At 60.3% G+C, this 26,244-nt stretch carries 21 protein-coding genes; 15 read left to right on the forward strand and 6 right to left on the reverse strand.

Features of this window, described 5'->3' with window-relative positions:
- Nucleotides 1–192: 192 nt before the first annotated feature.
- From mmsA to PMI16_RS04450, 7 genes are all read left to right on the forward strand, one after another.
- Nucleotides 193–1,740 carry a multiple monosaccharide ABC transporter ATP-binding protein gene (gene mmsA / locus PMI16_RS04425; RefSeq protein WP_007876788.1) on the forward strand — a complete coding sequence of 516 codons (1,548 nt, stop codon included), beginning with the start codon at nucleotides 193–195 and terminating at the stop codon, nucleotides 1,738–1,740.
- Nucleotides 1,727–2,941 (forward strand): multiple monosaccharide ABC transporter permease, encoded by a 1,215-nt coding sequence (mmsB, locus tag PMI16_RS04430; protein WP_007876789.1) that lies wholly within the window; start codon nucleotides 1,727–1,729, stop codon nucleotides 2,939–2,941. The genes mmsA and mmsB overlap by 14 nt, the downstream gene beginning before the upstream one ends.
- Before the next feature lie 108 nt (nucleotides 2,942–3,049).
- Nucleotides 3,050–4,798 (forward strand): IlvD/Edd family dehydratase, encoded by a 1,749-nt coding sequence (locus PMI16_RS04435; RefSeq protein ID WP_007876790.1) that lies wholly within the window; start codon nucleotides 3,050–3,052, stop codon nucleotides 4,796–4,798.
- A 13-nt stretch (nucleotides 4,799–4,811) separates the two neighbouring features.
- Nucleotides 4,812–5,810 (forward strand): AraD1 family protein, encoded by a 999-nt coding sequence (gene araD1 / locus PMI16_RS04440; protein WP_007876791.1) that lies wholly within the window; start codon nucleotides 4,812–4,814, stop codon nucleotides 5,808–5,810.
- 24 nt (nucleotides 5,811–5,834) lie between these two features.
- On the forward strand, nucleotides 5,835–6,611 hold the full coding sequence (locus tag PMI16_RS04445; protein ID WP_007876792.1) for an SDR family NAD(P)-dependent oxidoreductase: 777 nt from the start codon (nucleotides 5,835–5,837) through the stop codon (nucleotides 6,609–6,611).
- Nucleotides 6,612–6,730: 119 nt separating this feature from the next.
- Nucleotides 6,731–6,997, forward strand: a complete 267-nt coding sequence (locus PMI16_RS25190; RefSeq protein WP_007876793.1) for a BrnT family toxin — start codon at nucleotides 6,731–6,733, stop codon at nucleotides 6,995–6,997.
- Nucleotides 6,984–7,271 carry a BrnA antitoxin family protein gene (locus tag PMI16_RS04450; protein WP_007876794.1) on the forward strand — a complete coding sequence of 96 codons (288 nt, stop codon included), beginning with the start codon at nucleotides 6,984–6,986 and terminating at the stop codon, nucleotides 7,269–7,271. The genes PMI16_RS25190 and PMI16_RS04450 overlap by 14 nt, the downstream gene beginning before the upstream one ends.
- A 76-nt stretch (nucleotides 7,272–7,347) precedes the next feature.
- Here PMI16_RS04450 and PMI16_RS04455 read toward each other — a convergent pair whose 3' ends face one another.
- Nucleotides 7,348–8,289 carry a LysR family transcriptional regulator gene (locus tag PMI16_RS04455; protein ID WP_007876795.1) on the reverse strand — a complete coding sequence of 314 codons (942 nt, stop codon included), beginning with the start codon at nucleotides 8,287–8,289 and terminating at the stop codon, nucleotides 7,348–7,350.
- 293 nt (nucleotides 8,290–8,582) lie between these two features.
- Here PMI16_RS04455 and PMI16_RS04460 point away from each other — a divergent pair, with 293 nt between their 5' ends.
- Entirely contained in the window at nucleotides 8,583–9,692 is a 1,110-nt protein-coding gene (locus PMI16_RS04460) for a porin (RefSeq protein WP_007876796.1), read from the forward strand.
- A 140-nt stretch (nucleotides 9,693–9,832) separates the two neighbouring features.
- Complete coding sequence (locus PMI16_RS04465) at nucleotides 9,833–10,714, forward strand: SMP-30/gluconolactonase/LRE family protein (protein WP_007876797.1); 882 nt, start codon at nucleotides 9,833–9,835, stop codon at nucleotides 10,712–10,714.
- A gap of 76 nt (nucleotides 10,715–10,790) precedes the next feature.
- Here PMI16_RS04465 and PMI16_RS04470 read toward each other — a convergent pair whose 3' ends face one another.
- Entirely contained in the window at nucleotides 10,791–12,626 is a 1,836-nt protein-coding gene (locus PMI16_RS04470) for a tetratricopeptide repeat protein (protein WP_007876798.1), read from the reverse strand.
- 174 nt (nucleotides 12,627–12,800) lie between these two features.
- On the opposite strand from PMI16_RS04470, the gene PMI16_RS04475 reads away from it, so the two are divergent.
- The gene (locus tag PMI16_RS04475; RefSeq protein WP_007876806.1) at nucleotides 12,801–13,484 is read left to right on the forward strand and encodes a fumarylacetoacetate hydrolase family protein; all 684 of its coding nucleotides are present in this window, start codon (nucleotides 12,801–12,803) and stop codon (nucleotides 13,482–13,484) included.
- A 346-nt stretch (nucleotides 13,485–13,830) separates the two neighbouring features.
- A complete protein-coding gene (locus PMI16_RS04480) occupies nucleotides 13,831–15,345 on the forward strand; it encodes a DEAD/DEAH box helicase (RefSeq protein WP_007876807.1) in 1,515 nt (504 codons plus the stop codon).
- Here PMI16_RS04480 and gluQRS read toward each other — a convergent pair.
- Together gluQRS and PMI16_RS04490 are read right to left on the reverse strand one after the other, a co-directional pair.
- Nucleotides 15,336–16,247, reverse strand: a complete 912-nt coding sequence (gene gluQRS, locus PMI16_RS04485) for a tRNA glutamyl-Q(34) synthetase GluQRS (protein WP_007876809.1) — start codon at nucleotides 16,245–16,247, stop codon at nucleotides 15,336–15,338. The genes PMI16_RS04480 and gluQRS overlap by 10 nt on opposite strands.
- Nucleotides 16,244–17,170 carry a LysR family transcriptional regulator gene (locus PMI16_RS04490; protein ID WP_007876812.1) on the reverse strand — a complete coding sequence of 309 codons (927 nt, stop codon included), beginning with the start codon at nucleotides 17,168–17,170 and terminating at the stop codon, nucleotides 16,244–16,246. The genes gluQRS and PMI16_RS04490 overlap by 4 nt, the downstream gene beginning before the upstream one ends.
- A gap of 241 nt (nucleotides 17,171–17,411) precedes the next feature.
- Here PMI16_RS04490 and PMI16_RS04495 point away from each other — a divergent pair, with 241 nt between their 5' ends.
- Entirely contained in the window at nucleotides 17,412–17,987 is a 576-nt protein-coding gene (locus PMI16_RS04495) for a flavodoxin family protein (RefSeq protein ID WP_007876814.1), read from the forward strand.
- A gap of 85 nt (nucleotides 17,988–18,072) precedes the next feature.
- Here the strand turns inward: PMI16_RS04495 and PMI16_RS04500 are convergent, their stop codons facing one another.
- On the reverse strand, nucleotides 18,073–18,975 hold the full coding sequence (locus PMI16_RS04500; protein WP_007876817.1) for a sulfurtransferase: 903 nt from the start codon (nucleotides 18,973–18,975) through the stop codon (nucleotides 18,073–18,075).
- A 206-nt stretch (nucleotides 18,976–19,181) separates the two neighbouring features.
- Here PMI16_RS04500 and dnaE point away from each other — a divergent pair, with 206 nt between their 5' ends.
- The 3 genes from dnaE (at nucleotide 19,182) to PMI16_RS04515 (ending at nucleotide 25,107) form a co-directional block, all read left to right on the forward strand.
- Nucleotides 19,182–22,643, forward strand: a complete 3,462-nt coding sequence (gene dnaE, locus PMI16_RS04505; protein WP_007876820.1) for a DNA polymerase III subunit alpha — start codon at nucleotides 19,182–19,184, stop codon at nucleotides 22,641–22,643.
- A 75-nt stretch (nucleotides 22,644–22,718) separates the two neighbouring features.
- Nucleotides 22,719–23,714 (forward strand): glycosyltransferase family 8 protein, encoded by a 996-nt coding sequence (locus PMI16_RS04510; RefSeq protein WP_007876821.1) that lies wholly within the window; start codon nucleotides 22,719–22,721, stop codon nucleotides 23,712–23,714.
- A 130-nt stretch (nucleotides 23,715–23,844) separates the two neighbouring features.
- Nucleotides 23,845–25,107, forward strand: coding sequence for an O-antigen ligase family protein (locus PMI16_RS04515; RefSeq protein WP_007876823.1), 1,263 nt, complete (start codon nucleotides 23,845–23,847; stop codon nucleotides 25,105–25,107).
- A gap of 92 nt (nucleotides 25,108–25,199) precedes the next feature.
- On the opposite strand, the gene PMI16_RS04520 is transcribed toward PMI16_RS04515, so the two are convergent.
- Nucleotides 25,200–26,240, reverse strand: a complete 1,041-nt coding sequence (locus tag PMI16_RS04520; RefSeq protein ID WP_007876825.1) for a glycosyltransferase family 9 protein — start codon at nucleotides 26,238–26,240, stop codon at nucleotides 25,200–25,202.
- Nucleotides 26,241–26,244: the final 4 nt, after the last annotated feature.

Genomic DNA, 26,244 nt, shown 5'->3' on the forward strand with positions numbered 1-26,244 from the left:
TGTGGTCCGGTAGGCGCATGTCGGCCGGACAAAAAAGCAGCCCCGCGCCGCGCGCGCGGGGTTGGTGTTTCCGGAGACGGCATCGCCGCCATTTTTTGACGGCAGATTTTTGACGGCAGATACGACCGGGAAAAACGGCCCGTGGCATCCCATCACAACGGCAGGCCGGAGCAGAAGAAGAGGTCAGAACACATGAGTACAATTCTGGAAATGCGCGGAATTGAAAAGACATTCCCGGGTGTCAAGGCGCTCAACAACGTCAACCTGGCAGTGCGCACCGGCGAAATCCACGCCGTGGTCGGCGAGAACGGCGCCGGCAAATCCACCCTGATGAAAGTCCTCAGCGGCGTTTATCCGCACGGCACCTATTCCGGCGACATCGTCTATCAGGGGCAGACCCGCGAATTCAAGGATATCGTCGACAGCGAAAGCGTCGGCATCATCATCATCCATCAGGAGCTGGCCTTGGTGCCGCTGCTGTCGATCACCGAAAACCTGTTTCTCGGCAACGAACAAGCCAGCGGCGGCGTGATCGACTGGGAAGTGTCTTACGCCAAAGCCAAGGAGCTGCTGGCCAAGGTCGGCCTCAAGGATCCGCCGTCGACGCTGATCACCAACCTCGGCGTCGGCAAGCAGCAACTGATCGAGATCGCCAAGGCCTTGTCGAAAGAGGTCAAGCTGCTGATCCTCGACGAGCCCACCGCCAGCCTCAACGAAAGCGACAGCGACGCCTTGCTCGAACTGCTGCTGGAACTGAAGGCGCAGGGTATTTCGTCGATCCTGATTTCGCACAAGCTCAACGAAATTTCGAAGGTCGCCGATTCCATCACCGTGCTGCGCGACGGCGCCACGGTCGATACCTTCGATTGCCGCAAGGAAGCCATCAGCGAAGACCGCATCATCCAGAACATGGTCGGCCGCGAGATGGCGGACCGCTACCCCAAGCGCGAGCCGCAGATCGGCGAGACCATTTTCGAGGTCAAGCAGTGGCGCGTGCATCATCCGATTCATCCCGAACGCGTGGTGATCAAGGACATCGACTTCAACGTGCGCAAGGGTGAGATCGTCGGCATCGCCGGCCTGATGGGCGCCGGTCGCACCGAACTGGCCAAGAGCATCTTCGGCCGTGCTTACGGCGCCAAGATCAGCGGCGAAGTCCATCTGCACGGCAAGAAGATCGACGTCGGCACGATCCAGAAAGCCATCAACCACGGCATCGCCTACGTGACCGAAGACCGCAAGGGCGACGGCCTGGTGCTGGATGAAGACATCAAGAAGAACATCTCGCTGGCGAACCTCGGTGCGGTTTCCGACAAGTCGGTGATCGACGAGGCGCGCGAGTTCAAAGTGGCGGACGATTTCCGCAGCAAGATGCGCATCCGCTGTTCCAGCGTGCTGCAGCGCGTGGTCAATCTGTCCGGCGGCAATCAGCAAAAGGTGGTGCTCAGCAAATGGCTGTTCTCCAATCCGGAAGTATTGATCCTGGACGAACCGACGCGCGGCATCGACGTCGGCGCCAAGTTCGAGATCTACACGCTGATCAACCAGCTGGCCGCGGAAGGCAAGTGCATCATCATGATCTCGTCGGAAATGCCGGAACTGCTGGGCATGTGCGACCGGATCTATGTCATGAACGAAGGGCAGTTCGTCGGCCAGTTCGACGCCGTGGAAGCATCGCAAGAAAAAATCATGCGTGCCATCGTAAGAAACGAGAGGAACGTGAAGAATGGAGAACACTGAAATGAGCAAGAAGCCCGCATTGGAAACGATTCCTGAAGTGAAGAAGGAATACGTTGGTTTTCTCAAGAACAACATGCGCGAATACGGCATGCTGCTGTCGCTGGTCGCCATCATGGCCTTCTTCCAGGTCATGACCGACGGCACGCTGATGCAGCCGCTCAACCTGACCAACCTGGTGCTGCAGAACAGCTACGTGGTGATCATGGCGCTGGGCATGCTGATGGTGATCGTGGCCGGCCACATCGACTTGTCGGTGGGCTCGGTGGTCGGTTTCATCGGCGCGCTGGCGGCGGTGCTGATGGTCAATTATGAGATGAACTTCATCCTCACCACCATCATCTGCCTGATCGCCGGTGCGGCCATCGGCGCGGCGCAAGGTTACTGGGTGGCGTTCTTCCGCATCCCGTCCTTCATCGTCACGCTGGCCGGCATGCTGGTGTTCAAGGGACTGACGCTGGCGTTGCTGGAAGGCCAGTCGGTCGGTCCGTTCCCGCGCGGCTTCCAGTTGCTGAGCTCGGGTTTCATTCCTGAATTCTTTGCCGATACCGGCAGCGTGCGCCTGACTTCGCTGCTGGTCGGCGTGGCGGCGGCAGCAATCCTGTTGGCGGTGAAAGTCCACGGTCGCAGCAAGCAGGTCAAGCATGGCATGGAAGAAGAACCGGCCGTGTTCTTCCTGCTGAAGAATATCCTGTTCGCGGCGGCGATCATCGCCTTCAGCTACCTGATGGCGTCCTACAAGGGTATGCCGAACGTGCTGATCATCATGTTCGCACTGATGGTGATCTACACCTTCGTCACCAACCGCACCACCATCGGCCGTCGCGTGTACGCCGTCGGCGGCAATGAAAAAGCCGCCAAGCTGTCCGGCATCAAGACCGAGCGCGTGAGCTTCTACACCTTCGTCAACATGGGCATGCTGGCGGCGCTGGCCGGCCTGATCTTCGCCGCGCGCCTGAATACGGCGACGCCGAAAGCCGGCACCGGCTTTGAGCTGGACGTGATCGCGGCCTGTTTCATCGGCGGCGCATCGGCATCGGGCGGCGTCGGCAAGGTGATGGGCGCGGTCATCGGCGCCTTCGTCATGGGCGTCATGAACAACGGCATGTCCATCATGGGTATCGGCATCGATTACCAGCAGGTGATCAAGGGCCTGGTGTTGCTGGCGGCCGTGTTCTTCGACGTCTACAACAAAAATAAATAACAAGAATTCTGCTAGAGGGGGTGGCTGCAAGAACATATGTTTGCAGCCGTTTTTTTCAGCGTCGCCACGTCGGGAGGTGGCGATCGCACTATTCCAATGGATGAGTAAATGACTATCGACAAGAAGCGTACGCTGCGTTCGGCAGCCTGGTTCGGTACGGCCGACAAGAACGGCTTCATGTATCGCAGCTGGATGAAGAATCAAGGCATTCCCGATCACGAGTTCCAAGGCAAGCCGGTCATCGGCATCTGCAACACCTGGTCCGAACTGACGCCGTGCAATGCGCACTTCCGCAAGATCGCCGAACACGTCAAGCGCGGCATCATCGAGGCCGGCGGTTTCCCGGTGGAGTTTCCGGTGTTTTCCAACGGCGAGTCCAACCTGCGTCCGACCGCCATGCTCACGCGCAACCTCGCCAGCATGGACGTCGAAGAATCGATACGCGGCAATCCGCTCGATGCGGTGGTGTTGCTGGTCGGCTGCGACAAGACCACGCCGGCGCTGCTGATGGGCGCGGCCAGTTGCGACGTGCCGGCGATCGTCGTCACCGGCGGCCCGATGCTGAACGGCAAGCACGAGGGCAAGGACATCGGCTCCGGCACGGTGGTCTGGCAACTGAGCGAGCAGGTCAAGGCGGGCAAGATTTCCATCCACGAATTCATGGCGGCTGAAGCCGGCATGTCGCGCTCGGCCGGCACCTGCAACACCATGGGCACCGCCTCGACCATGGCTTGCATGGCCGAAGCGCTGGGTACATCCTTGCCGCACAACGCGGCGATTCCCGCCGTCGACTCGCGCCGCTATGTGCTCGCCCACATGTCCGGCATGCGCATCGTCGACATGGTGTGGGAAGGCCTGACCTTGTCCAAGATCCTGACGCGCGAAGCGTTTGAAAACGCCATTCGCGTGAATGCCGCCATCGGCGGATCGACCAACGCGGTCATCCATCTGAAGGCAATCGCCGGTCGCATCGGCGTCGATCTGGAACTGGAAGACTGGACCCGCGTCGGCCGCGGCACGCCCACCATCGTCGACTTGCAGCCTTCGGGGCGCTTCCTGATGGAAGAGTTTTATTATGCCGGCGGCTTGCCTGCGGTACTGCGCCGTCTCGGCGAGGCCGATCTGATCCCGCACAAGAACGCGCTGACCGTCAACGGCAAGACGCTGTGGGAAAACAACCGGGACGCGCCGATCTACAACGATGAAGTCGTGCGCCGGCTCGACAATCCGCTGATCGACGACGGCGGCATCTGCATCCTGCGCGGCAATCTGTCGCCGCGCGGCGCGGTGTTGAAACCGTCTGCCGCTTCACCGGAACTGATGAAGCATCGCGGCAAGGCCGTCGTGTTCGAAGACTTTGCGCACTACAAGGAACGCATCAACGATCCCGATCTGGACGTCGATGCCAGCTCGGTGCTGGTCATGAAGAACTGCGGCCCCAAGGGGTATCCCGGCATGGCCGAAGTCGGCAACATGGGGCTGCCGCCCAAGCTGCTGGCGCAAGGCGTCAAGGACATGGTGCGCATTTCCGATGCGCGCATGAGCGGCACCGCCTACGGCACCGTGGTGTTGCACGTGGCGCCGGAAGCCGCTGCCGGCGGTCCGCTGGGCATCGTGCAGGACGGCGACTGGATCGAGATGGATTGCGCCGCAGGCCGTCTGCATCTGGACATCAGCGATGCAGAAATGGCGCAGCGCCAGACCGCGCGCGCCGAGAAGCTGGCGCAAGTCAAACCGGCAATGCAGGGCGGCTATCAGTCGCTGTACATCGACCGCGTGTTACAAGCTGACGAAGGCTGCGATTTCGATTTCCTGGTTGGTTGCCGCGGCGCAGCCGTTCCCAAGCATTCCCATTAAGGAGTAACAAGCTATGTTGCTGGTGCAATTCAAACAAGCCGACGGCAGCCGCCAGGTCGGCGTTCTCGAAGACGACGGCAAGAAGATCCGCGTCGTCGACGGCTATCGCAGCACCTATGCTCTGGCGCGCGCCGCCATTGCAAAGAAGAGTTCCCTGCAGGAGTTCGCCACCGCGGCGCTCGGCTCGACGGTGGTCGACTACGCTCCCGTCGCGGAAAGCGGCCGCCTGCTGGCGCCGCTGGACCATGAAGACACGGCGCACTGCTACGTCACCGGCACCGGCCTGACCCATCTGGGCAGCGCCGACGGTCGCGACGCCATGCACAAGAAACTGGACGGCGCCGCCGACAACCTGACCGACAGCATGAAGATGTTCCGCATGGGCCTGGAAGGCGGCAAGCCTGCGGCCGGCAAGATCGGCGTGCAGCCGGAATGGTTCTACAAGGGCGACGGTTCCATCGTGCGCGCGGCGGAAGAAGCGCTGGCGATGCCGCACTTCGCGCTCGACGGTGGCGAAGAGCCGGAGATCGCAGGGCTCTACATCATCGGCGACAACGGCCAGCCGTATCGCCTCGGTTTCGCGATCGGCAATGAATTTTCGGACCACGTGACGGAACGCCAGAACTACCTGTTCCTGGCGCACTCCAAATTGCGTGTCTGTTCGGTCGGTCCGGCGTTGTTGGTGGGCGAGCTGCCTGCGCACGTGCAGGGCATGTCGCGCATCCGCGCGCAAGACGGCAAGGTCCGCTGGGAGAAGCCCTTCCTCAGCGGTGAAGACAACATGTCGCACACGGTCGCCAATCTTGAGTACCATCACTTCAAGTATCCGCTGTTCCGCCGTCCCGGCGATGTGCACATCCACTTCTTCGGCACGGCGACGCTGAGCTGTTCGGACAACATCACCGTCGCGCCGGGCGAGACGTTTGAAATCGACGTCGCCGCCTTCGGCCCGGCGCTGCGCAATCGCCTGAGCCTGGACGACGTGCCGCATCCGCAGGTCAACGTGCTCTGAGCAACATCTCATTCTGGAGAAATCATGTCTGCAACATACCAACTGGCGAGTTATCCCAGCCTCAAGGACAAGCGCGTGTTCGTCACCGGCGGCGGCACGGGCATCGGCGCGGCCATTGTCGGCGCCCTGGCTGAACAGGGCGCCGTCGTCGCTTTTGTCGACATCGCCAAGGACGCCAGCGAAGCGCTGTGCAAGAAGATCGCCGACGCCGGTTTCACCGCGCCGTCGTTCCGCTATTGCGACTTGCGCGACATCGCGTCGCTGCAAAACACCATCAAGGACCTGGCCGCGCAGCTCGGCGACTTCGACGTGCTGGTGAACAACGCCGCCAACGATGAGCGCCACAAGCTGGAAGACGTGACGCAGGAATACTGGGACAACCGCATCGCCATCAATCAGCGTCCCTCGTTCTTCGCCGTGCAGGCCGTCGCGCCGGGCATGATCAGGAAGAAGGCCGGTTCCATCATCAACTTCAGCTCGATCAGCTGGCATACTTCCAGCGGCGGTTTCCCGGTCTACACCACGGCCAAGTCGTCGGTGCTGGGTCTGACGCGCGGCCTGGCGCGCGACCTCGGCGCGCACAACATCCGCGTCAACACCGTGACGCCGGGCTGGGTCATGACGGAGCGCCAGATCGAGTTGTGGCTGGATGAAAAGGGCAAGGAAGACATCAAGCGCAATCAGTGTCTGCAGGGCGAATTGCTGCCGTGGCATCTGGCGCGGATGGTGCTGTTCCTGGCATCGGATGAAAGTGTCATGTGTACAGCGCAGGAGTTTATCGTCGACGCCGGCTGGGCGTAAGCTGATGACTAAGCACCGTTAGCGGTGCAGCTGCATTGTTTCAAATGAGACCGTCATTCATTTATTGTGCATACAATAAATGAATTGACGGTTTTATTTTTTGTGCATACAATAAATAGATGGAGATCACGTACGACGCCGACAAGAATAATCGCAACATTGAAGAACGCAGATTGTCATTCGACCGCGTTGCAGACTTCGATTTCGAAACCGCGTTGTATGCCGTTGATGATCGCCACGAATACGGAGAAACCCGTATTGTCGCCATCGGCCGTCTCGAAGATCGTCTGCATGTGCTGTGTTTCGTTGAAACTGAGAGTGGTATTCGTGTGATCAGTTTCCGCAAGGCAAACTCAAGGGAGGTAAAACACTATGAATCGCAATAAGCCATTGACCGGCAAGGACGGCGAAGTCCGTTCGCTGGGTAAGAGCGACGTTGCCGGCATGAAAAAAGTGTCGGCACTGACGGCATCGTTGAAGGCGAAATTGAAACCGCGCGGTCGCCCGATCGCAGAGACGACGAAAGAACGCATCACGATCCGCCTGTCGCCTGATGTCGTCGACAAATTCCGCGCCACCGGACCAGGCTGGCAAACACGTGTAGACGCGGCATTGACCGACTGGCTCAGGGAGCATTCGCCGGACGATGTTGCTGCATGAATAACGGTTACGATATTGAAAACAAAAAGCGAGACTTCCGTCTCGCTTTTTTCATGGCTGTGATTTTCGCAATCAGTCAGTAAATCGTTTTCGCCACATCCCTGATCGCTTGTTGCAAGATCACCGCGCCCGGCGACAGCAAATGTTCGCGGCGGGTGATGATGCCGAAACCGTCCATCTTGCACGGCAACTCGATCGGCAGGATGTCCATCAGGCGCGCCTGGGTGTAATAGCGCGCGACTTCGGTCGGCATGGCGTACAGGAAATCGGTCTGCTGCAGCAGGCTGGTGATGGTCAGGATGGCGGTGGTGTCGACCACGTTGGCCGGAGGCGTCAGGCCGCTCTTGCGGAACATCAGGTCGACGCGGCTGCGCAGGATGCTGCCCTTGGGCGCCATGATCCACGGGTCGTCGACGATGTCGTTCAAGGTCAGGTTCTTGTGCTCGTGGAGCGGGTGGCCGACGCGGGCGACGGCGCAGATCGGCTCGTCGGACAATTCTTCGTAGTGCAGGTTGTGGCTGACTTCTTCGTCGAGGATGCGCGCCACCAGGAAATCCAGGTCGCCGCGCAACAGGCGCGCCAGCAGGATGTTGCTGCTTTCGACTTCGACGCCGATGCGCAACATCGGCGAGTGTTCCTTGACGCGCGCAATGGCGGCGGGAATCAGCGACATGCCCGGCGACAGGATGACGCCGACGTCGACCTGGCCGGACAGGCCGGACTTCAGCGCGACGATGTCTTCATGCGCTTTCGACAGGCTGGTGAGGGCCATGCGCGAGTGGCGGATCATGGCTTCGCCGTAGATGGTCGGGCGCATGCCGCGCGGCAGGCGATCGAACAGCGTGACGCCGAGCGTGTCTTCCAGATCCTTGAGCTGCTTGGACGCTGCTGGTTGCGTCATGTTGAGTTCGTTGGCTGCGCGATGGATATTTCGTTCGTCATCCAGCGCGATCAACAGCAAGAGTTGCCGTGTTTTCAGACGCGCACGCAGAAACCAGTTCGGGTCGCTGTTCTTCATTTGTCTCCACCTTTTTTTATATCTTTCGATGATATCAAATCAAGTATCGGCTTAGGCAAATAATTCATTAGAAATATATGTCGTGAATCCTTAGTATCTAGGCCATCACAAGGTATTCGCGTTGTGATTTTCACGTTGAAACGGAGCGTATCGAACGGTTATCGAAACCGGTCTCGAGGAGATTTTTTGCGCGCCGATTTGATGTGACGTAAGAAAAGTAAAAATGCAAAAAAGTGCGGGTGCGGCAATCGACTGCATCCTGTTAAAACTACAAAGATCTACGGAGACCTCAGATGACTCAGTCCATCTCAACCAAAACCATTCTCAAGGCCTTGGGCACGGCCTCGTTGTTCGGCGCATGCCTGGCATCCGCGCAGGCGGAAGACAGCGTCACCATTTACGGTCGCGTCGTCGCCGGCGTTGACGTCCAGACCAACGTGCACCAGGCCAACGGCGCCACCGGCACACAAGTGCGCGCTGCCAGCAATCAGTGGGGCACCAGCATGATCGGCTTCAAGGGCAAGGAAGATCTGGGCGGCGGTCTCAACAGCTTCTTCCTGCTGGAGTCGGGTTTCGGCGCGACCAAAGGCGCGACCAACGGCACCGCGCTGTTCAATCGCCGTTCGTATGTCGGCTTGAACGGCAGCGCCGGTTCGGTCAAGGTCGGCAAGAACCTGTTCATCGACAATGACGTCTGGTTCCTCGATCCGACCGGCCAGCAATGGATCGGCACGGCCAATCTGGTGCACGGTCGCAACTGGGGCGGCGCCAATAACGTGATCGAATACCAGACGCCAACCTGGGGCGGTTTCAACGCTACCTTCCAGACCAGCCTGGGCGAGCAGGCCGGTTCGACGACCAAGGGCCGCAAGGATGGCGTGTCGCTGGTCTATCAGAATCAAGGTCTGGAACTGCGCGCGATCTACGATCTGGTGCGCGACGCCAACGGCAAGTACGGCAGCGTGACGACGAACTCGGCCGGCGCCACGGTCCCGGGCAATATCTATGACTCCTCCAAGGAGCTGATCCTGGGCGGTACGTACACCATCGACAAACTGAAGATGTACCTGGGTTATGAAAACCTGAAAGCGCCGGATGTGGCAGCTGGTTCGACGGACAAGGTCAATCATTACTGGATCGGCGCCAACTACGAGGTTTCGCCTGCGCTGACGCTGATCGGTTCAGCCTTCCACGTCAATGCCAACAAGAACGGCGGTTCGGCCAACCTGTTCATGGTCGGCCTGAACTACAACCTGTCCAAGCGCACCTTGCTGTACGTCGGCGCCGGCACGGTACGCAACAGCGGCAACGGCACCTTCTCGCTGGAAGCCGACGAAGCCGGTGCGCCACTGGCGGGTCAAAGCCAGACCGGCGGCTACTTCGGTATCGCTCACTCGTTCTGATCGTATGAGGATCCGGTCATAACGTGCAGCAGAGCGTAGTAAAACGCAGCAAGGAAAGAGGGCAAGCCACGGCTTGCCTTTTTTCGTTTAAAGTTAATTCACCAGAGTGTTCTTAAAAGTAAAGACGGAGACGATGTCCCATGCAAGCAAGCCTGATCGTTGATGGAAAATGTGAGCTCGGCGAATGCGCGATCTGGTGCGATCGCACGCAGTCGGTGTTCTGGACGGATATCCAGGCCGCGGTATTGTGGAACTATCGTCCTGCCGATGGCGCCGTGCGCAGCTGGGCCATGCCGGAGCGGCTGTCGGTTTTTGCGCTGACGGCGCAAACCAATCGCCTGCTGATCGGGCTGGCTTCGCGGCTGGCGTTTTTCGATCTCGACACGCAGGCCGTCACGCCGATCTGCCGCATCGAAGACGAGCTGCCGACCACGCGCCTGAACGACGGCCGTTGCGATCGCCAGGGTCGCTTCGTGTTCGGCACCCTGAACGAAGACAAGGGGCGCGCGCCGATCGGCAGCTACTATCGCCTCAACGCCGATCTCAGCCTGGAGCGTTTGCCGCTGCCGGGCGTGGCCATTCCCAACAGCGTGTGCTTCAGTCCCGATGGCGCGCGCATGTATTACTGCGACACGATGCAGGGCAAGATCATGTGTTGCGACTACGATGTCGCGACCGGTGCAATCAGCGGGCAGCGTTTGTTCGTTGACCTGAGCAGCGAGCAGGGCAGCCCTGACGGTTCCGCCATCGACAGCCGCGGATATCTCTGGAATGCGCAGTGGGGCGGTGCGCGCGTGGTGCGTTATGCACCCGATGGGCTGGTCGACAGAATCATCGCGGTGCCGGTATCGCAGCCGAGTTGTCCGACGTTCGGTGGTCCTGCGTTGGATACTTTGTACGTGACGACGGCGCATGAAGGCATGGACGCAGCACGGCGTGAGCGCGAGCCGTTGTCGGGGGGATTGTTCGCTGTCGTGCTGGATGGCGTGAAAGGTATTCCGGAAGTGCGATTTGGCGGATGACGCCGAGGCGCGTTGCAGGAACAAGAAAGCCCGGCGCGGTTGCCGGGCTTTCTTGTTGTAAGAGCGCGATCCGCGCTCAGCGCTGCGTTTGCTGCTGCAGTTCCGTACGGACGTCTTCGATGACCTTGTTCCAGTCGCCGGGTTGGTCCTGGCGGAAGATCCGCATGCTCGGATACCACGGCGAGTCGTTGCGGCCCAGCAGCCAGCGCCAGTCGGTGTTGTAGCGATTGAGCAGCCAGACCGGCTTGCCGAGCGATCCTGCCAGATGGGCGACGGCGGTATCGACCGAAATCACCAGATCGAGATTGTCGATCAATGCCGCCGTATCGGAGAAATCGCGCAGGTCGCGCGTGTAGTCGACGAGACGCGGACCACCGATGTTGAGTCCCGATGATTGGCCGCCGAGGTTGAAGCTCAGGGAAGTCAGGGTGCTGTTCTGCGGTTGCACGGCAAAGAATTCTATCTGGTCGTTTTGCAGCAGCGGCGACAGCGCACTGAACGGGATCGAACGCGCGGCGTCGAGTCGTTTGGTCGCCGGGCTGTTGACGCGCGGGTTGCTGCCGGACCAGACGAGGCCGACGCGCGGCTTGCGTTTTTCGCCGAGGCGCACTTTCCAGCTTGCGGATTTGGCCGGATCTTGTTGCAGGTAATTCGCGCCGGGGATGTCGTTGAGCGCAAACGTCTCGCAGGCCAGCGGCAGGCTCATCAGCGGGCAATGCAGGTCGAACGGCGGCAGTTGCTCGCCGGTCGCCAGCACGGCGCCGACGCCTCTGACGTTTGCCATCAAGGTCTTGAGCGCCGGCTGGACCTGCAGGATGACGCGCGCGCCGCGGTCGGCCAGCAGGGGAGCATAGCGGGCGAACTGCAAGGTGTCGCCGAAGCCTTGTTCCGAGTGCAGCAGGATCGTTTTGCCGAGCAGTGCTTCCTGGCCGAGCCACAGCGGTTGAGTGAAGTAGCGCAGGGTCTTGCGCATTTGTTCGGTTTGCCAGCGCTGCTCGTACTGGCGCCAGCCGGCTTCCAGATTGCCCAGCTTCAGATTGCATAGCGCCGTGTTCCAGCGTGCCGACTGAAAGTTGGGATCGTTGGCGGGCACCTTGGCGTAGCCGGCGATGGCTTCATCGTAGCGTTGCAGCTCTTCCAGCGTGACGGCGCGGTTGTAGGCCATGTCGGGATAGTCCGGCAGCAGCTCGATGGCGCGGTCGTAGCCGGCGAGCGCTTCTTCCAGTCGGTTTTTGCCGGCCAGCAGATAGGCGCGGTTGGCGATCGCTTCGGCGAAGTCCGGTTCGATTTCCAGCACCTTGTCGTAGGTCGCCATGGCTTCGTCGATGCGGTCGAATTCCTTGAGCGTATTGGCCAGGTTGAACAGCGCTTCCGGATATTCCGGCGAGACTTCCACGGCTTTTTCGTAGCAGGTAAGCGCTTCGCGCAGACGGCCCAGGTCGTTGAGCGAGTTGCCCTGCTTGAGCCAGGCCTGGGCATGGTCGGGTTGGACGGCCAGCACGCGCTTGTAACAATCCAGCGCTTCCATGTGGCGCTTCGTCGCGCGCAGCACATTGCCGCGGCGGTACAGTGCTTCGGTGAAATCGGATTGCAGCGCCAGCACCAGGTCGTAGCTGCGCAGGGCTTCGGTGTAGCGTTCCAGGTCTTCCAGCGCGGTGGCGCGGTCGAATTGCGCATCGGCGTGGGCCGGGTTGATCTTGAGCGCCTGATCGATCCATTCGATGGCGCCGGCCGGATTTTCGCGATGCAACTCCAGCATGCCCATCAGGTAGAGCGCCTGGAAATGTCGGGGCGCTTTGGCCAGGACTTTCTTGTACAAGGCTTCGGCCTTGTCATAGTCGCCGCGTTGCTGCAGGACGACGGCTTGCTGAATTTGTGCTGCGATGGCTGGATTCTGAGGTGATGGCCGCATAAGCTTCAAGTCTGGTTGGCGATTCGTGATACAACATTAAGTAAGCGTTAAGTTTCACGATGCTACACAAAAAACCCCCCCTCATGTCGGATTTCGCCGCCTGCCGCCAGCATGGCGCGGCGTTTTCTTTTACACTCCCATGGCCCTAGAACATTTATAGCCGGAGTTTTCGCCATGACTTACGCCATACCCGTTCCCGCCATCACTACCGTCCCGGTCGTCGGCGGCGATCCATTCCCGGTGCGCCGCATCTATTGCGTCGGCCGCAACTACGCCGCGCACGCGCGCGAAATGGGCCACGATCCGAACCGCGAACCGCCGTTTTTCTTCATGAAGCCGACCGACACCATCGTGCCGACCGACAGCGAGGTGCCGTATCCGGTCAAGACCAACGACTACCAGCACGAGATCGAAATGGTGGTCGCGCTGGGCAAGGGCGGGCGCGACATTCCGGTGGAAAAGGCGCTGGAGCTGGTGTTCGGCTATGCCGTCGGGCTCGACATGACGCGCCGCGACCTGCAGGGCGAGGCTAAAAAGCTGGCGCGTCCCTGGGACATGGGCAAGGGCTTCGATCATTCGGCGCCGTGCGCGCCGCTGCAACCGGTGTCGAAGGTCGGCCACCCCGACAAGGGCGCGATCTGGCTCAAGGTCAACGGCGAAGTGCGCCAGCAAGGCGACCTGTCGGACCTGATCTGGAACGTGGCCGAGACCATTTCCTATCTGTCCGGCCTGGTGGAACTGTTCCCGGGCGACCTGATTTATACCGGCACGCCGGAAGGCGTCGGCGCCGTGGTCAAAGGCGACAAGTTGCACGGCCACGTCGACGGTCTGGTCGACCTGAACGTCACGATTGTCTGATTTTTTCTTGTTTTTTCCTATGGGAGCCGTCCTTTCCGCGACTGCGGGCGGGATGGCCTCATTGTCATTTTCATATCGCCCTGTCGACGTGACATTAAACTGTCATGAAGCCAAATTGCCGGGCGGCGTATAATAGCGGTCTGCCGGTCGGTTTCTGCCCGGCAACCTCTTGACGCGGGCATCCTGTTTTTCATGCAGGATCGGCGCCGTGTGATATGTCAAACATCCGTTATTACTGAAAGCAACAGAGCCTCTTCGCGAATGTGTCAGCCGCAATCTGCCGTGCAGAACATTGTGTCGCATTGCATTGATTCACGCAGGGTTCGCCTGAGGACTCACCCAAACCATGCCCGAGCAACTGCCTGAAACCGCAACACCTGAAACGCCGGAAGTCCGCTTCGAAGACTTCGGCCTGTCGCCCGACATCCTGAAAGCGCTGTCGGCGCAGGGATACATTCATCCGACGCCGATCCAGGCGCAGGCGATTCCCGTCGTGCTGCAGGGACGCGACGTCATGGGGGCGGCGCAGACCGGCACCGGCAAGACGGCGGGCTTCTCGTTGCCGATCATCCAATTGCTGCTGGCCCACGCCAGCACCAGCATGTCGCCGGCGCGTCATCCGGTGCGCGCGCTGATCCTGACGCCGACGCGCGAACTGGCCGATCAGGTCGCCGACAACGTCAAGGCCTATTCGCGCTTCACGCCGCTGCGTTCCACCGTCGTGTTCGGCGGTGTCGACATGGCGCCGCAAACGGCGACTTTGCGCGGCGGCGTTGAAATCGTTATCGCGACGCCGGGCCGTCTGCTCGACCACGTCCAGCAAAAGACCGTGAACCTGTCGCAGACCCAGATCCTGGTCATGGACGAAGCCGACCGCATGCTCGACATGGGCTTCCTGCCGGACTTGCAGCGCATCATCAACCTGCTGCCCAAGCAACGCCAGAATCTGATGTTCTCGGCGACCTTCTCGCCGGAAATCAAGAAGCTGGCCGCCAGTTTCCAGAACAACCCGGTCACCATCGAAGTGGCGCGCAGCAACGCCACCGCCGAGCGCGTGACCCAGACCATTTACAAAGTCGACGAAGACGCCAAGAGCGATGCCGTCGCGCATATCATCCGCGAGCGCAAGCTGAAGCAGGTGATCGTGTTTTCGAACACCAAGATCGGCGCTTCCAAGCTGGCGCGCCAGTTGGAAAACGACGGCGTCAACGCCTCCGCGATCCACGGCGACAAATCCCAGGGCGAGCGCATGGCGGCGCTGGAAGCCTTCAAGCAAGGCCAGGTCGAAGTGCTGGTGGCGACCGACGTCGCGGCGCGCGGCCTGGACATCACCGATCTGCCCTGCGTGATCAACATCGATCTGCCGTACAACGCCGAAGACTATGTCCACCGCATCGGCCGCACCGGTCGCGCGGGAGCATCGGGCGATGCGATTTCGCTGTTCTCGGACAAGGACGAGCGCCTGTTGGTCGATATCGAAAAGCTGATCAAGATCAAGTTCGTGCGTTCCGAATTGACCGGTTTCGTGCCGCGTCAGCGTGGTGAGCGCGGTGAGCGTTCCGAACGTGGCGAAAGAGGCGATCGTGGCGACCGAGGCGGTGACCGCAACGGCAGCCGTGGCAATGGTGGCGACCGTAGCGAGCGCTCCAGTGCGCCGCGCGAGACGCAATCTTACGGCCGCAGCAACGGCGGCGGTCGCAAGGAAAAGGTGGATCCGTGGTTCCTGAAACCGTACGAGCCGACTGCCGCACCGGCGCCGCTGGAAGCCGGCGCTGCTGTTGCCAAGCCGGCGGCAAGCAGCAAGCCTCCGAAGCACAAAGTCGCAGCGCTGCTGGGCGGCATGCCCAAGCGTCAGGCTTGAGTTTGTAGCTGTTCCAGTCGGTATTGCCATGCCGACGTAGCAAGCTCCCAGAATGCGGCGACTTCGGTCGCTGTTGTTATCTCCCTCGTTTTCAGCCCCAGAAATTCTGCCGCCTTGTGCAATTCGTCGAGCGGGCGCGTGAGATCCAGTTCTTGCGCGCCGTTTTGCTTGGACAGCTTTTCTCCATCCGTATGCCTGACCAGCGGCACGTGCAGATAGGACGGCATCGGATAGCCGAGCAAGCGTTGCAGGTAAATCTGCCGCGCCGTCGAGTCCAGCAGATCGGCGCCGCGCACGATGTGCGTCACGCCTTGTTCGGCATCGTCGACCACGACCGCCAGTTGATACGCCCAGAAACCGTCCGCGCGCTTCAGGACGAAGTCGCCGGCCTCGCTCGCCAGATGCTGGTTTTGCCGGCCCAGCCAGCGATCTTCGAATGCGATCTCTTCACCTTCCCGCCCCTGATCCGGCACGCGCAGGCGCAGCGCGCGCGCGATTTTTCCCGGCGCCAGTCCGTTGCGGCAGGTGCCGGGATAGATGGCGGCGCCGTCCGTCGCGACGCCCAGCCGCGAATCGGCGATCTCCTTGCGCGAGCAGCCGCAGGCGTAGACATGTGAACCCAGCTTGTCGCAGGCATCGCGATAGTGTTGTTTGCGTTGGCTCTGCACCAGCACGGAGCCATCCCAGCGCATGCCGAGCGTGTGCAGCGCGGCTTCGATGTCTTGCGCCGCGCCGGTGACGGTGCGCGCCTCGTCGATGTCTTCGATGCGCAGCAACCATTGCCCCTGATGCGCGCGCGCGTCCAGATAACTGGCCATGGCGGCCACCAGCGAACCGGCATGCAAGGGGCCGGAAGGAGAGGGAGCGAAACGGCCGACGTAGAGGGAAGATGCGGACTTCATGGCGTGACGGGGCCCAGCAGCGCCTGCTGGATTTCAGGTTGCGACAGTTGATGGAGGAACCATTTGAGCGACTTGCCCTGATTGGCCTTGGGCCAGGCGATCAGGAAGTTTTCGTGGGGTTTGCTCATGATGGTTTGTTTTTCGAGCAAGGCGCCGTTGTCGAGGTAATGCTGGGCCCAGAAGCGCGGCAGATGGCCGCAACCCAATCCCGCCAGCTGCGCCCGCAGTTTGTCGTCGACGCTCGGCACGGTCAGCGTTTCCTGTCCGGCCAGCAAGCCCATGGTAATGCCGGGATGGCTGCGGCTGCTGTCGCCGACCGCGATCGCGCGATGCTGCCTGACCAGTTCGGGAGGGAGCGGTTCCGGTGCGTCTGCCAGCGGGTGGCTCGGCGCCACCGCAAAGGCCCAGTCGACCATGCCCAGCGGACGTGTCTGGAAGCGGCCGCTGGTGCGCACGATTTCCGGTCCGTCGAGCGTGGCGCCGATGACCAGGTCGGCGCGCCCGGCCATGAGTTCTTCCCAGGTGCCCGACAGCACGCCGGGGACGAAGCGCAGCCTGGTGCCGCCGGCTTCGCGGTCGAAGGCGGCGATCAGCGGCAGCATCTTGGCGAACGGGATGATGCTGTTGAGGACGATGCGCAATTCGGTTTCGCGGCCGGTGGCGGTGCGCCTGACGCGCTGTTCCAGGTCGTCGGCGGCATGCAGCAGATGGCGTCCCTCGGTGAGCAGCTCCAGGCCGGCCGCCGTCAGTTTGGCGCGATGGCCGCGGCGGTCGAACAACAGCACGTCGAGGTCGTCTTCCAGTTTGCGCACGCTGTAGGTCAGGGCCGAGGGCACGCGGTCGAGCGCCAGCGCGGCAGCGGCGAAGCTGCCCTTGCGGTCGATCATGTCGAGGATTTGCAGGGCTTCCAGCGTCAGATTCATGCGGCGAAGATTATCGGCAAGGGAATGCCGGCAGGATTGTTTAAATTTTTTGAACGATATGTCTGAATTAACGAGCTTATCTCGGTAAGAGTAAGTGGATATAGTGTAGTGCACGCACAGAAAATTTGTACAAGCGCCTGAAAATACCCGGGATGCGACCGTCAAAAGACGTTATTCTTTTCCGGGCTTTTCGCTGTCGTCAAGGCGTCCGTTTTCCCTCTCACCCAACAAGGAAACCAACATGAGCAAAGTCGCAATCGTTTACCACTCCGGCTACGGCCACACCAAAAAGCAGGCGGAAGCCGTCCAGGCAGGCGCCGCCTCCGCTGCCGGCGCCACCGTCGACCTGATCGCCATCAACGCCGAAGGCAACATCACCGACGCCGACTGGGCCACGCTGGATGCCGCCGACGCCATCATCTTCGGTTCGCCGACCTACATGGGTTCGGTGTCCTGGCAATTCAAGAAATTTGCCGACGCCAGCTCCAAGCCGTGGTTTACGCAAAAGTGGAAAGACAAGATCGGCGCCGGTTTCACCAATTCGGCGACGATGAACGGCGACAAGCTGTCGACGCTGCACTATTTCTTCACGCTGGGCATGCAGCACAGCATGATCTGGGTCGGCACCGGCCTGATGCCGTCCAACTCCAAGGCGGCGCAACGCAACGACATCAACTTCGTCGGCTCTTTTTCCGGCCTGATGGCGCAAAGCCCGTCGGATTCTTCGCCGGAAGAAGGTCCGCTGCCGGGCGATCTGGAAACCGCCAAGCTGTTCGGCAAGCGTGTCGCCGAAACTGCGGCGCAGTTCAAGAAATAAGATTGACGTTTCAGCCTCTCCATGCAAAAAGCCCACCTTGCGGTGGGCTTTTTGTTTATGCGCAGACTGAGGGCGCGAAAAGCGATCAGGCAACGGCGCCGGCATTCGGGGCCGGAACTGCCGACGCAGCCGCCGGTTCCGGCGCGCAATGCGGACAGGATTTGCCGGGCACATACGCCGGCGACAATTGTTCGCGCGGCGTCACCACGGCGCGGCAGGCGAAGCATTGTGCGGTTTGCGTTTCCTGCAACTGCGGATTGAGCGCGGTGCGGTAGTCGAAGACGAAGCAGTCGCCCTGATAGTGCGCGCCGCCGACTTCCTCGAAGTACTTGAGGATGCCGCCTTCGAGCTGGTAGACGCTGTCGTAGCCGATGTTTTGCATGTGGATGGCGGCCTTTTCGCAGCGGATGCCGCCGGTGCAGAAAGTCACCACGGTCTTGTCGTTCAGTTCGTCCTTGTGGTCGGCGATGACTTGCGGAAACTCGGTGAATTTCTCGATGCGGTAGTCGATGGTGTTTTCAAAGGTGCCGACATCGACTTCAAAGGCGTTGCGCGTATCGACCATGACCACCGGTTTGCCGTTGTCGTCGTGGCCCTGGTCGAGCCAGCGCTTGAGCGTCCTGGCTTCGACGAAGGGCGCGCGGCCTTCTTCCGGCTTGATCAGCGGATGCTTCATGGTGATGATCTCGGCCTTGAGCTTGACCAGCATGCGGTTGAACGGCTGGTGCCCGGAAAAACTTTCCTTGACCTGGATATCGGCAAAACGCGCGTCGGCGCGCAGCCAGGTCAAAAAGGCATCGATATCGGCGCGCTTGCCGGCCAGGAACAGGTTGATGCCTTCCGGGCTCAGGATGACGGTGCCGCGCAACTGATGTTGCCGGCAGAATTCCAGGAACACCGGGCGCTTTTCGACGGTGTCATTGAAGGTGATGAATTTATAGGCCGCGATGTTGACGTACGAATTTGCGGATTCTTGCATTTGTTGCATGGTGATATTGCCTAAGTCTTTGAATTAACAGCATTATAAACGCGTCAGGCCGGTTCTGCGCCGCCAGTGCGCCGCAATTTGCGCGAAGCATGATGCAAATCAAATGGCAAGGTAGGCTGCCTACTTGCCGGTATGGTGTTGCTTAGTGATTTCCAATCGTAAATTCCACCTGAGCGGCATGTCACGGCACGGTAAAATATCGTCCTATGACTACACCGCAATTCGTTCATCTTCGACTTCATTCCGAGTACTCCATCGTTGACGGCCTGGTCCGCATCGACGATGTTGTCAAAGCAGCAGCAAAAGACGGCCAAGCGGCCCTGGCGATCACCGACCTGGCGAACCTGTTCGGCATGGTCAAGTTTTACAAAGGCGCGCGCGGCAAGGGCGTCAAGCCGATCGCCGGTTGCGACGTCTGGGTCAGCAACGACGATGACCGCGACAAGCCCTCGCGCCTGTTGCTGCTGGTCAAGAACCATCACGGCTATTTGCAGCTGTGCGACCTGCTCAGCAAAGCCTGGCTCACCAACCTGCATCGCGGTCGCGCCGAAATTCGCCCTGAATGGCTGGAGCAATTGCGCCACGAAGAGGGCGGCAACGGCCTGATCGCGCTGTCGGGCGCGCATTTCGGCGACATCGGCATCGCCATCGAAAACGGCAACGTGGCCGCGGCCGAACGTTGCGCCCAACGCTGGAGCGACTATTTCCCCGGCGCGTTTTACGTTGAAATCCAGCGCGCCAACCAGCCCAACATGGATATCCAGGTGCGTCAGTCGGTCGCCCTGGCGGCGCGTCTCGGCTTGCCGGTGGTGGCGACGCATCCGATCCAGTTCCTGTCGCAGGACGAATTCATTGCCCACGAGGCGCGCACTTGTATCGCCGAAGGTGAAATCCTGGCCAACGCGCGCCGCGTGCGTCGCTTCAACGAGCAGCAGGAGTTCAAGTCCCAGGCCGAGATGGCGGCGCTGTTCGCCGATTTGCCGGGCGCCGTGCAAAACACCATCGAAATCGCCAAGCGCTGCAACCTGACGCTGACGCTGGGCAAGCCGCAGCTGCCGAACTTTCCGACACCGGACGGCATGACCATCGACGACTTCCTCGTCGCGGAAACCAAGCTCGGTCTGGAAGCGCGCCTCAAGCATTTGTTCCCCGACGAAGCACGGCGCGAGAAGGAGCGTCCTCGTTACGAGGCGCGCCTGAAGTTCGAGAACGACACCATCATCAAGATGAAATTCCCGGGCTACTTCCTGATCGTGGCCGACTTTATCCAGTGGGCCAAGAACAACGGCGTGCCGGTCGGTCCGGGCCGGGGGTCGGGCGCCGGTTCGCTGGTGGCGTATTCGCTGTCGATTACCGACCTGGATCCGTTGCAATACAACCTGCTGTTCGAGCGCTTCCTTAATCCTGAACGGGTTTCCATGCCCGACTTCGATATCGACTTTTGCCAGGAAGGCCGCGACCGCGTCATTCAGTACGTGAAGGATCGCTACGGCAAGGAGGCGGTCTCGCAGATCGCCACCTTCGGCACCATGGCGGCCAAGGGCGCGGTGCGCGACGTCGGCCGCGTGCTCGATCTGGGCTACAACTTCTGCGACGGCATTTCCAAACTGATCCCGTTCAAGCCGGGCAAGCTGGTGACGCTGGCCGATGCGATTGAAGAAGAGCCGCTGCTCAAGGAGCGGCTGGAAAACGAAGAAGAAGTGAAGCAGTTGATGGGCCTGGCCCAGCAGGTCGAAGGCATCGCCCGCAATATCGGCATGCACGCGGGGGGCGTGTTGATCGCCCCGGGCAAGCTGACCGACTTCTGCCCGCTGTACACGCAGGGCGGCGACGCCGGCGTGGTGTCGCAATACGACAAGGACGACGTCGAAGCCGTCGGTCTGGTGAAGTTCGACTTTCTGGGGTTGACCACGCTGACCATCCTCGACCGCGCGGTGCGCTACATCAAGCAGCTCGATCCGAACATGGCCGATTTCGATCTGGCCAAACTGCCGCTGACCGACCGCGCCTCGTACGACCTGTTGACCAAGGCCAAGACGGTCGCCGTGTTCCAGCTTGAAAGCCGCGGCATGCAAGGCATGCTCAAGGATGCGCGTCCCGACCGCTTCGAAGACATTATTGCGCTGGTGGCGCTGTACCGTCCGGGTCCGATGGACCTGATTCCCGACTTCTGTAAACGCAAGCACGGCGAAAAATTCGACTATCCCGATCCGCGCACCGAAGGCATTCTGTCCGAAACCTACGGCATCATGGTGTATCAGGAGCAGGTGATGCAGATGGCGCAGGTGGTCGGCGGCTATTCGCTCGGCGGCGCCGACTTGCTGCGCCGCGCGATGGGCAAGAAGAAGGCCGAAGAGATGGCGGAGCACCGCAACATCTTCCGTGCCGGCGCCGCCAAAGACGGCCTGTCGCAGGAAAAGGCCGATGACATCTTCGACCTGATGGAAAAGTTCGCGGGCTACGGCTTCAACAAGTCGCATGCCGCGGCCTATGCGCTGCTGTCGTATCACACGGCTTACCTCAAGGCCCATCACCCCGCAGCGTTCATGGCAGCCAACTTGTCGCTCGCCATGGACGACACCGAAAAGATCAAGATCCTGGTCGAAGACGCACTCGATGTCTGTGGCCTGGGTTTGCTGCCGCCCGACATCAACCTGTCGGACTACCGCTTCACGCCGGTCGGCGAACCGGGCAAGAAGGCCATGCAAATTCGCTACGGCCTTGGCGCCGTCAAGGGCTCAGGCCAGAGCGCGATCGAAGCCATCATCGCCGCGCGTCAGGAAGGCGGCGCGTTCAAGGACTTGTTCGATTTCGCCAAGCGCGTCGACAAGAAGCAGATTAACCGTCGCACGGTCGATTCGCTGATCCGCGCCGGCGCCTTCGACTGCTTCGGCGTGGATCGCGCGATCCTGCAGGCATCCGTCGGTCTGGCATGGGAAAACGCCGAGCAACTGGAAGCCTCCGCCAATCAGGTCAGCCTGTTCGGTGGCGACGACAGCGATCTCGAAACGCCGCTCGAGTACGTTGACGTGCGTCCATGGACCGACAAGCAACGTCTTACCGAAGAAAAGACGGCGCTCGGTTTCTACCTCTCCGGCCATCTGTTCGATGCCTATGAAAAGGAAGTGCGCCAGTTCGTGCGCGCCAAGATTTCCAGCCTCGAACCCTCGCGCGACCCGCGTTCGCTGGCCGGCATCATTACCGGCATCCGCGTGCAGATGACCCAGCGCGGCAAGCTGCTGATCGTCTCGCTCGACGACGGCAGCGGTACCGTCGACGTCACCGTCTACGGCGAACTGGCCGAGCCGAACAAGGCCTTCTTCAAGGAAGACGAATTGCTGATCGTGCAGGGCAAGGTGTCGGAAGACCGCTTCAACGGCGGCTTGCGCATCTCCGCCGAGAAGGTCATGGACATCGGCGCCGCGCGTATTCAGTACGGGCAGCGGGTGGTGGTGTCGCTCGACAAGGCAGTCGATCCGGCGTATTTGCGCGACACGCTGTCATCCTATCGTCAGGCGCAGGGTTTACCTTTCGTCATGAAATATGTGCAATCGGGCGTGGGTTGCGAAGTGATGCTCGGTGATTCCTGGCGCGTGGTTCCCAGCGACGGCTTGCAGTCTTCGTTGAAGGAGTCGTTCGGGCAGGAAGCCGTGGTTGTTGAATATTAATAAAGATAAAGCCGGGGTCGGGACACGACGCCGAAATATAAGGACGGTCGGTAATGCCGGCAAGGATATATGAACATGAGTGATTCTTTGAGTACCGCGGGTGCATCGTCGGGGGACGACGTCCTGCATATCGCTTTCGGTGTGGACAGCAGCTATTTTCGCGGCATGGGCGTGGCGATTGCTTCGGTCATCAAGAACAATCCCGCCATGCGTTTCGTCTTCCACGCATTCGCCTTCTCGGTGTCGGACGACAGTCGTCGTCGCATCGTGCAACTGGAAGCGCAATACGCGATCGAGATCCGCATTCATGTGCTGGATCCGCACGTGCTGGACGAGTTCAGGAATTTTCCCTGCTTTGCGCAGCATCACCTCGGCACCTTCATCCGCCTGCTGATTCCCGATCTGTTGCAAGGCGTCGCCAAACGCGTGCTCTATCTCGATGCCGATCTGCTGTGCCTGGGCAAGATGGACGAGTTGCTGTCGATGGACATTGACGACTGCATTGCCGCCGCCGTGCACGACCAGATCGAGACTACCGCCAGGACACAGATCGCCGCGCTCGGCTTGCCGGTGCAGGAATATTTCAACGCCGGCGTCATGTATATCAACGTCGACAACTGGGTCTCCAACAACACGCAAATGCGCGCGCTCACCGTCTTGTCGACGCAGGAATTGGTCTTTGCGGATCAGGATGCGTTGAATGTTGCGTTGAACGGGCGCATCAAATTCATCGACGACAAATGGAATTACCGCTATCACCTGGTGGATTTCCTCAGCAAAGGCAAGTCGAAGCTGGAGGTGACGGCGCCGGTGGTGTTCATGCATTTCACCGGCCCGGTCAAGCCCTGGCACGACTGGTGCCTGCATGAGGCGAAGCCGATCTTCATCGGCTATCAGAATTTGTCTGCGTGGGCGGATATGCCCCTGGATCAACCCAGGAGCGCCAGGGAATTGAAGTTGTTTTCCAAGTTCCTGGTCCGGCAAGGAAGAACCCTGGAAGGCACTGCCTGGCATGCGAAGTATTTGTGGAAACGCTCTCTCGGCCGTTTTCATTCCCGCGGCAAAAAATGAGCCGAAACGTATGTGTGGCCGTCGACCGTAACGTATTTTTCCCTGGCGGTGTTTCCGTCAGATGGCTTTCCCGGTGCTTCAGGTATTTTTTTAGCGTTCTCCGGACGCATTTTTGAACGCGGAGTATTGATTGAAATATTTAAAACTGCCAGTCGTTATTCTGGTGACATTATTTTATGCGCTCGTACTGGTGATGGATCGGTCCGCGGGCATCATCTATTCCTTGCTGCTGCTCCTGGCGCTTGTCGGCATCATCGGCCGCGCCCGACCCGAAGGAAAGACCCTTCTCAGCCTGGCGAAAGAGTACTGGCCTCTTCTCGCCGCCATGAGCGCGCCGCTGATCGCCGTGCTGGCCAATCAGCTGGCGACAGGGCATTTCGCGGGCAGAAGTTACGATTCTCAATCACGTCTCGCCTTGTTCGGACTGGTTTTCTGGGTCATGTTGCTGGTGCCGCTCAACTATCTCAAGCAAGTGCAGTGGGGATTGATCGTGGGTGCCTGCCTGGCGATCGTGAAAATCTATACGCTCACCGCAGGAGGGGAAAAGCGCTACGGTACGGACTTCATCCCGATCATTATTTTTGCGGAACTGGTATTGCTGCTGGGTGTATTTTCCCTCTTTTCAATCGCCTGGGACAAGCGCCATTCCTGGTTGCTCATGGGATTGAAAATCATGGCGGCCGGCGCCGGCGTTTACGCCGCGTATTTGTCGCAATCGAGAGGGACGTGGGTGACGATCGTCGTCTTTGCGATATTGGGCGGCGTGGTGGTCAAGCATATTCCCCGGGCGTACAAGATCGGCGCCGCCATTGTCTTTGCCGTCGTCGTCGCCGGCGCCTTTCAGCACAGCAGTATTTTGAAGGAACGGCTGGCCGTTGCAGAAAAAGATATCCAGCTATATACGACCGGCGCGGATCGCGATACTTCGCTCGGGATTCGTTTTCAGCTGTGGCATGGATCGTGGATCCTGTTCAAGGAACACCCCTTGTTCGGCGTCGGTGTAGAACAGTATCAGGGCGCGTTGCAGGAACTTGCCGAGCGCAAGATCATCAGCCCTTTCTCCGCGAGTCTGCCGCATTCGCACAATGAGATCCTGTTCATGATGGCAAGGCTTGGCGTGTTGGGATTGCTGGCGATTCTGGCAGTGTACTTTGTCCCTTTCTATTATTTCATCCGGGATGCGCGTCATGCCGATATTGAGATTCGTTGTGTGGCGGGAATGGGGATGGCCTTGTCGCTGGGATTTTTTACGCTCGGTCTGGTCGACGTGGTGTTCCTGTGGTGGGAGTGCTATCCGTTTTATGCCATCAGTACGGCGTTTTGCATGGTCTATGTGATCAAACGCAAGAGTTTCCTGGCGCAGCAAGCGCCGGGGCAGGCATCGATGGCCTGATGTCGCGCCGGCCGTGCGGCCGCTAGGCGTTTCCGTCCAAAAAAAACTGACGACCCGGCTGGGTTCGTCAGTTTCCGGTGAGCGAGGCAAGCTTACCTGCCGGCGGCCTGTTTTTCCTCAATCCAACCACGCACCACTTCCATCACCGCTTGCGGCGTGATCGCGCGCATGCAGTCGCAGGTGACCTTGTCGCGCGCGCTGCAGCCCACGCAGCCGGCTTCGGCCAGGCACAGGTTGCTGGCGCGTTTGCCGATGGCGGCCCAGCGGCCGGGATGCATGGGGCGAGTAGGCGGAAACAAGCCCAGCGTACGCTGGCCGATTGCCGCCGACAGATGCAAGGGGCCGGTGCCGCTGGCGATCAGGCCGTCGGCCTGGTGGATGAAACTGGTGAGCTGGGCCAGTGTTTGCGTGCCGCAGACATTGCTGACATTCGGCAAACCGACCAGTTCCGGCGCATTTTCCTTGAGCCACTCTCCTTCTTTCGGGCTGCCGGTGAGCCAGACATGCACGCCCGGCTGCCGGCGCAACTCCTGCGCCAGCGCCAGGTAGGATTCAATCGGCCATTCCCGGCCGTGACCGTTGGATTTCGCGTGCAGGATCAGGTTGAACGCATGCGGCGCCAACAGCGCGTTGCTGGCTTCGTCTTGCGGGATGCTGAAATGGTAGAACGATGGAATCGCGGCGCGCTCCGGAATGTGTTTGTCGCCGTAAGGGCGTAAAAACTCGAAGTTGATCTGCGACTCGTGATGTTCCGACAGTCCTTTGCTGAAGCGCACGCGGCGATTGCAGTAGATCAGTTGATAGATCTTCTGGCGTGCGTTGCCGATGCGATGACGGATGCCGGCGCGAAACGCGGCAATGGCCAGCGCGCGATCGGGCTGGGCCAGGATCACGGTGTCGATATCCGATTGCTTCAGGTAGCCGGGCAGGTCGTTTTCTATGGTTTCGATCTCGACCACGTCGTCGATGTCGTCGCAGTAGCGCACCACTTCGGCGGCATAGGCGCGGCACAGCAGCGTGATGCGCACGCCCGGATTGAGTTGCTTCAGGCGCGCCGCCATCGGCAGCGTCAGGATGACGTCGCCGATATTGTCCTGGCGACTGATGAGTATGTGTTTGCTGGTGATGGACATGTCT

Source organism: Herbaspirillum sp. CF444 (assembly GCF_000282135.1).
In the GTDB taxonomy this organism is placed as follows: Bacteria; Pseudomonadota; Gammaproteobacteria; order Burkholderiales; family Burkholderiaceae_D; genus Herbaspirillum.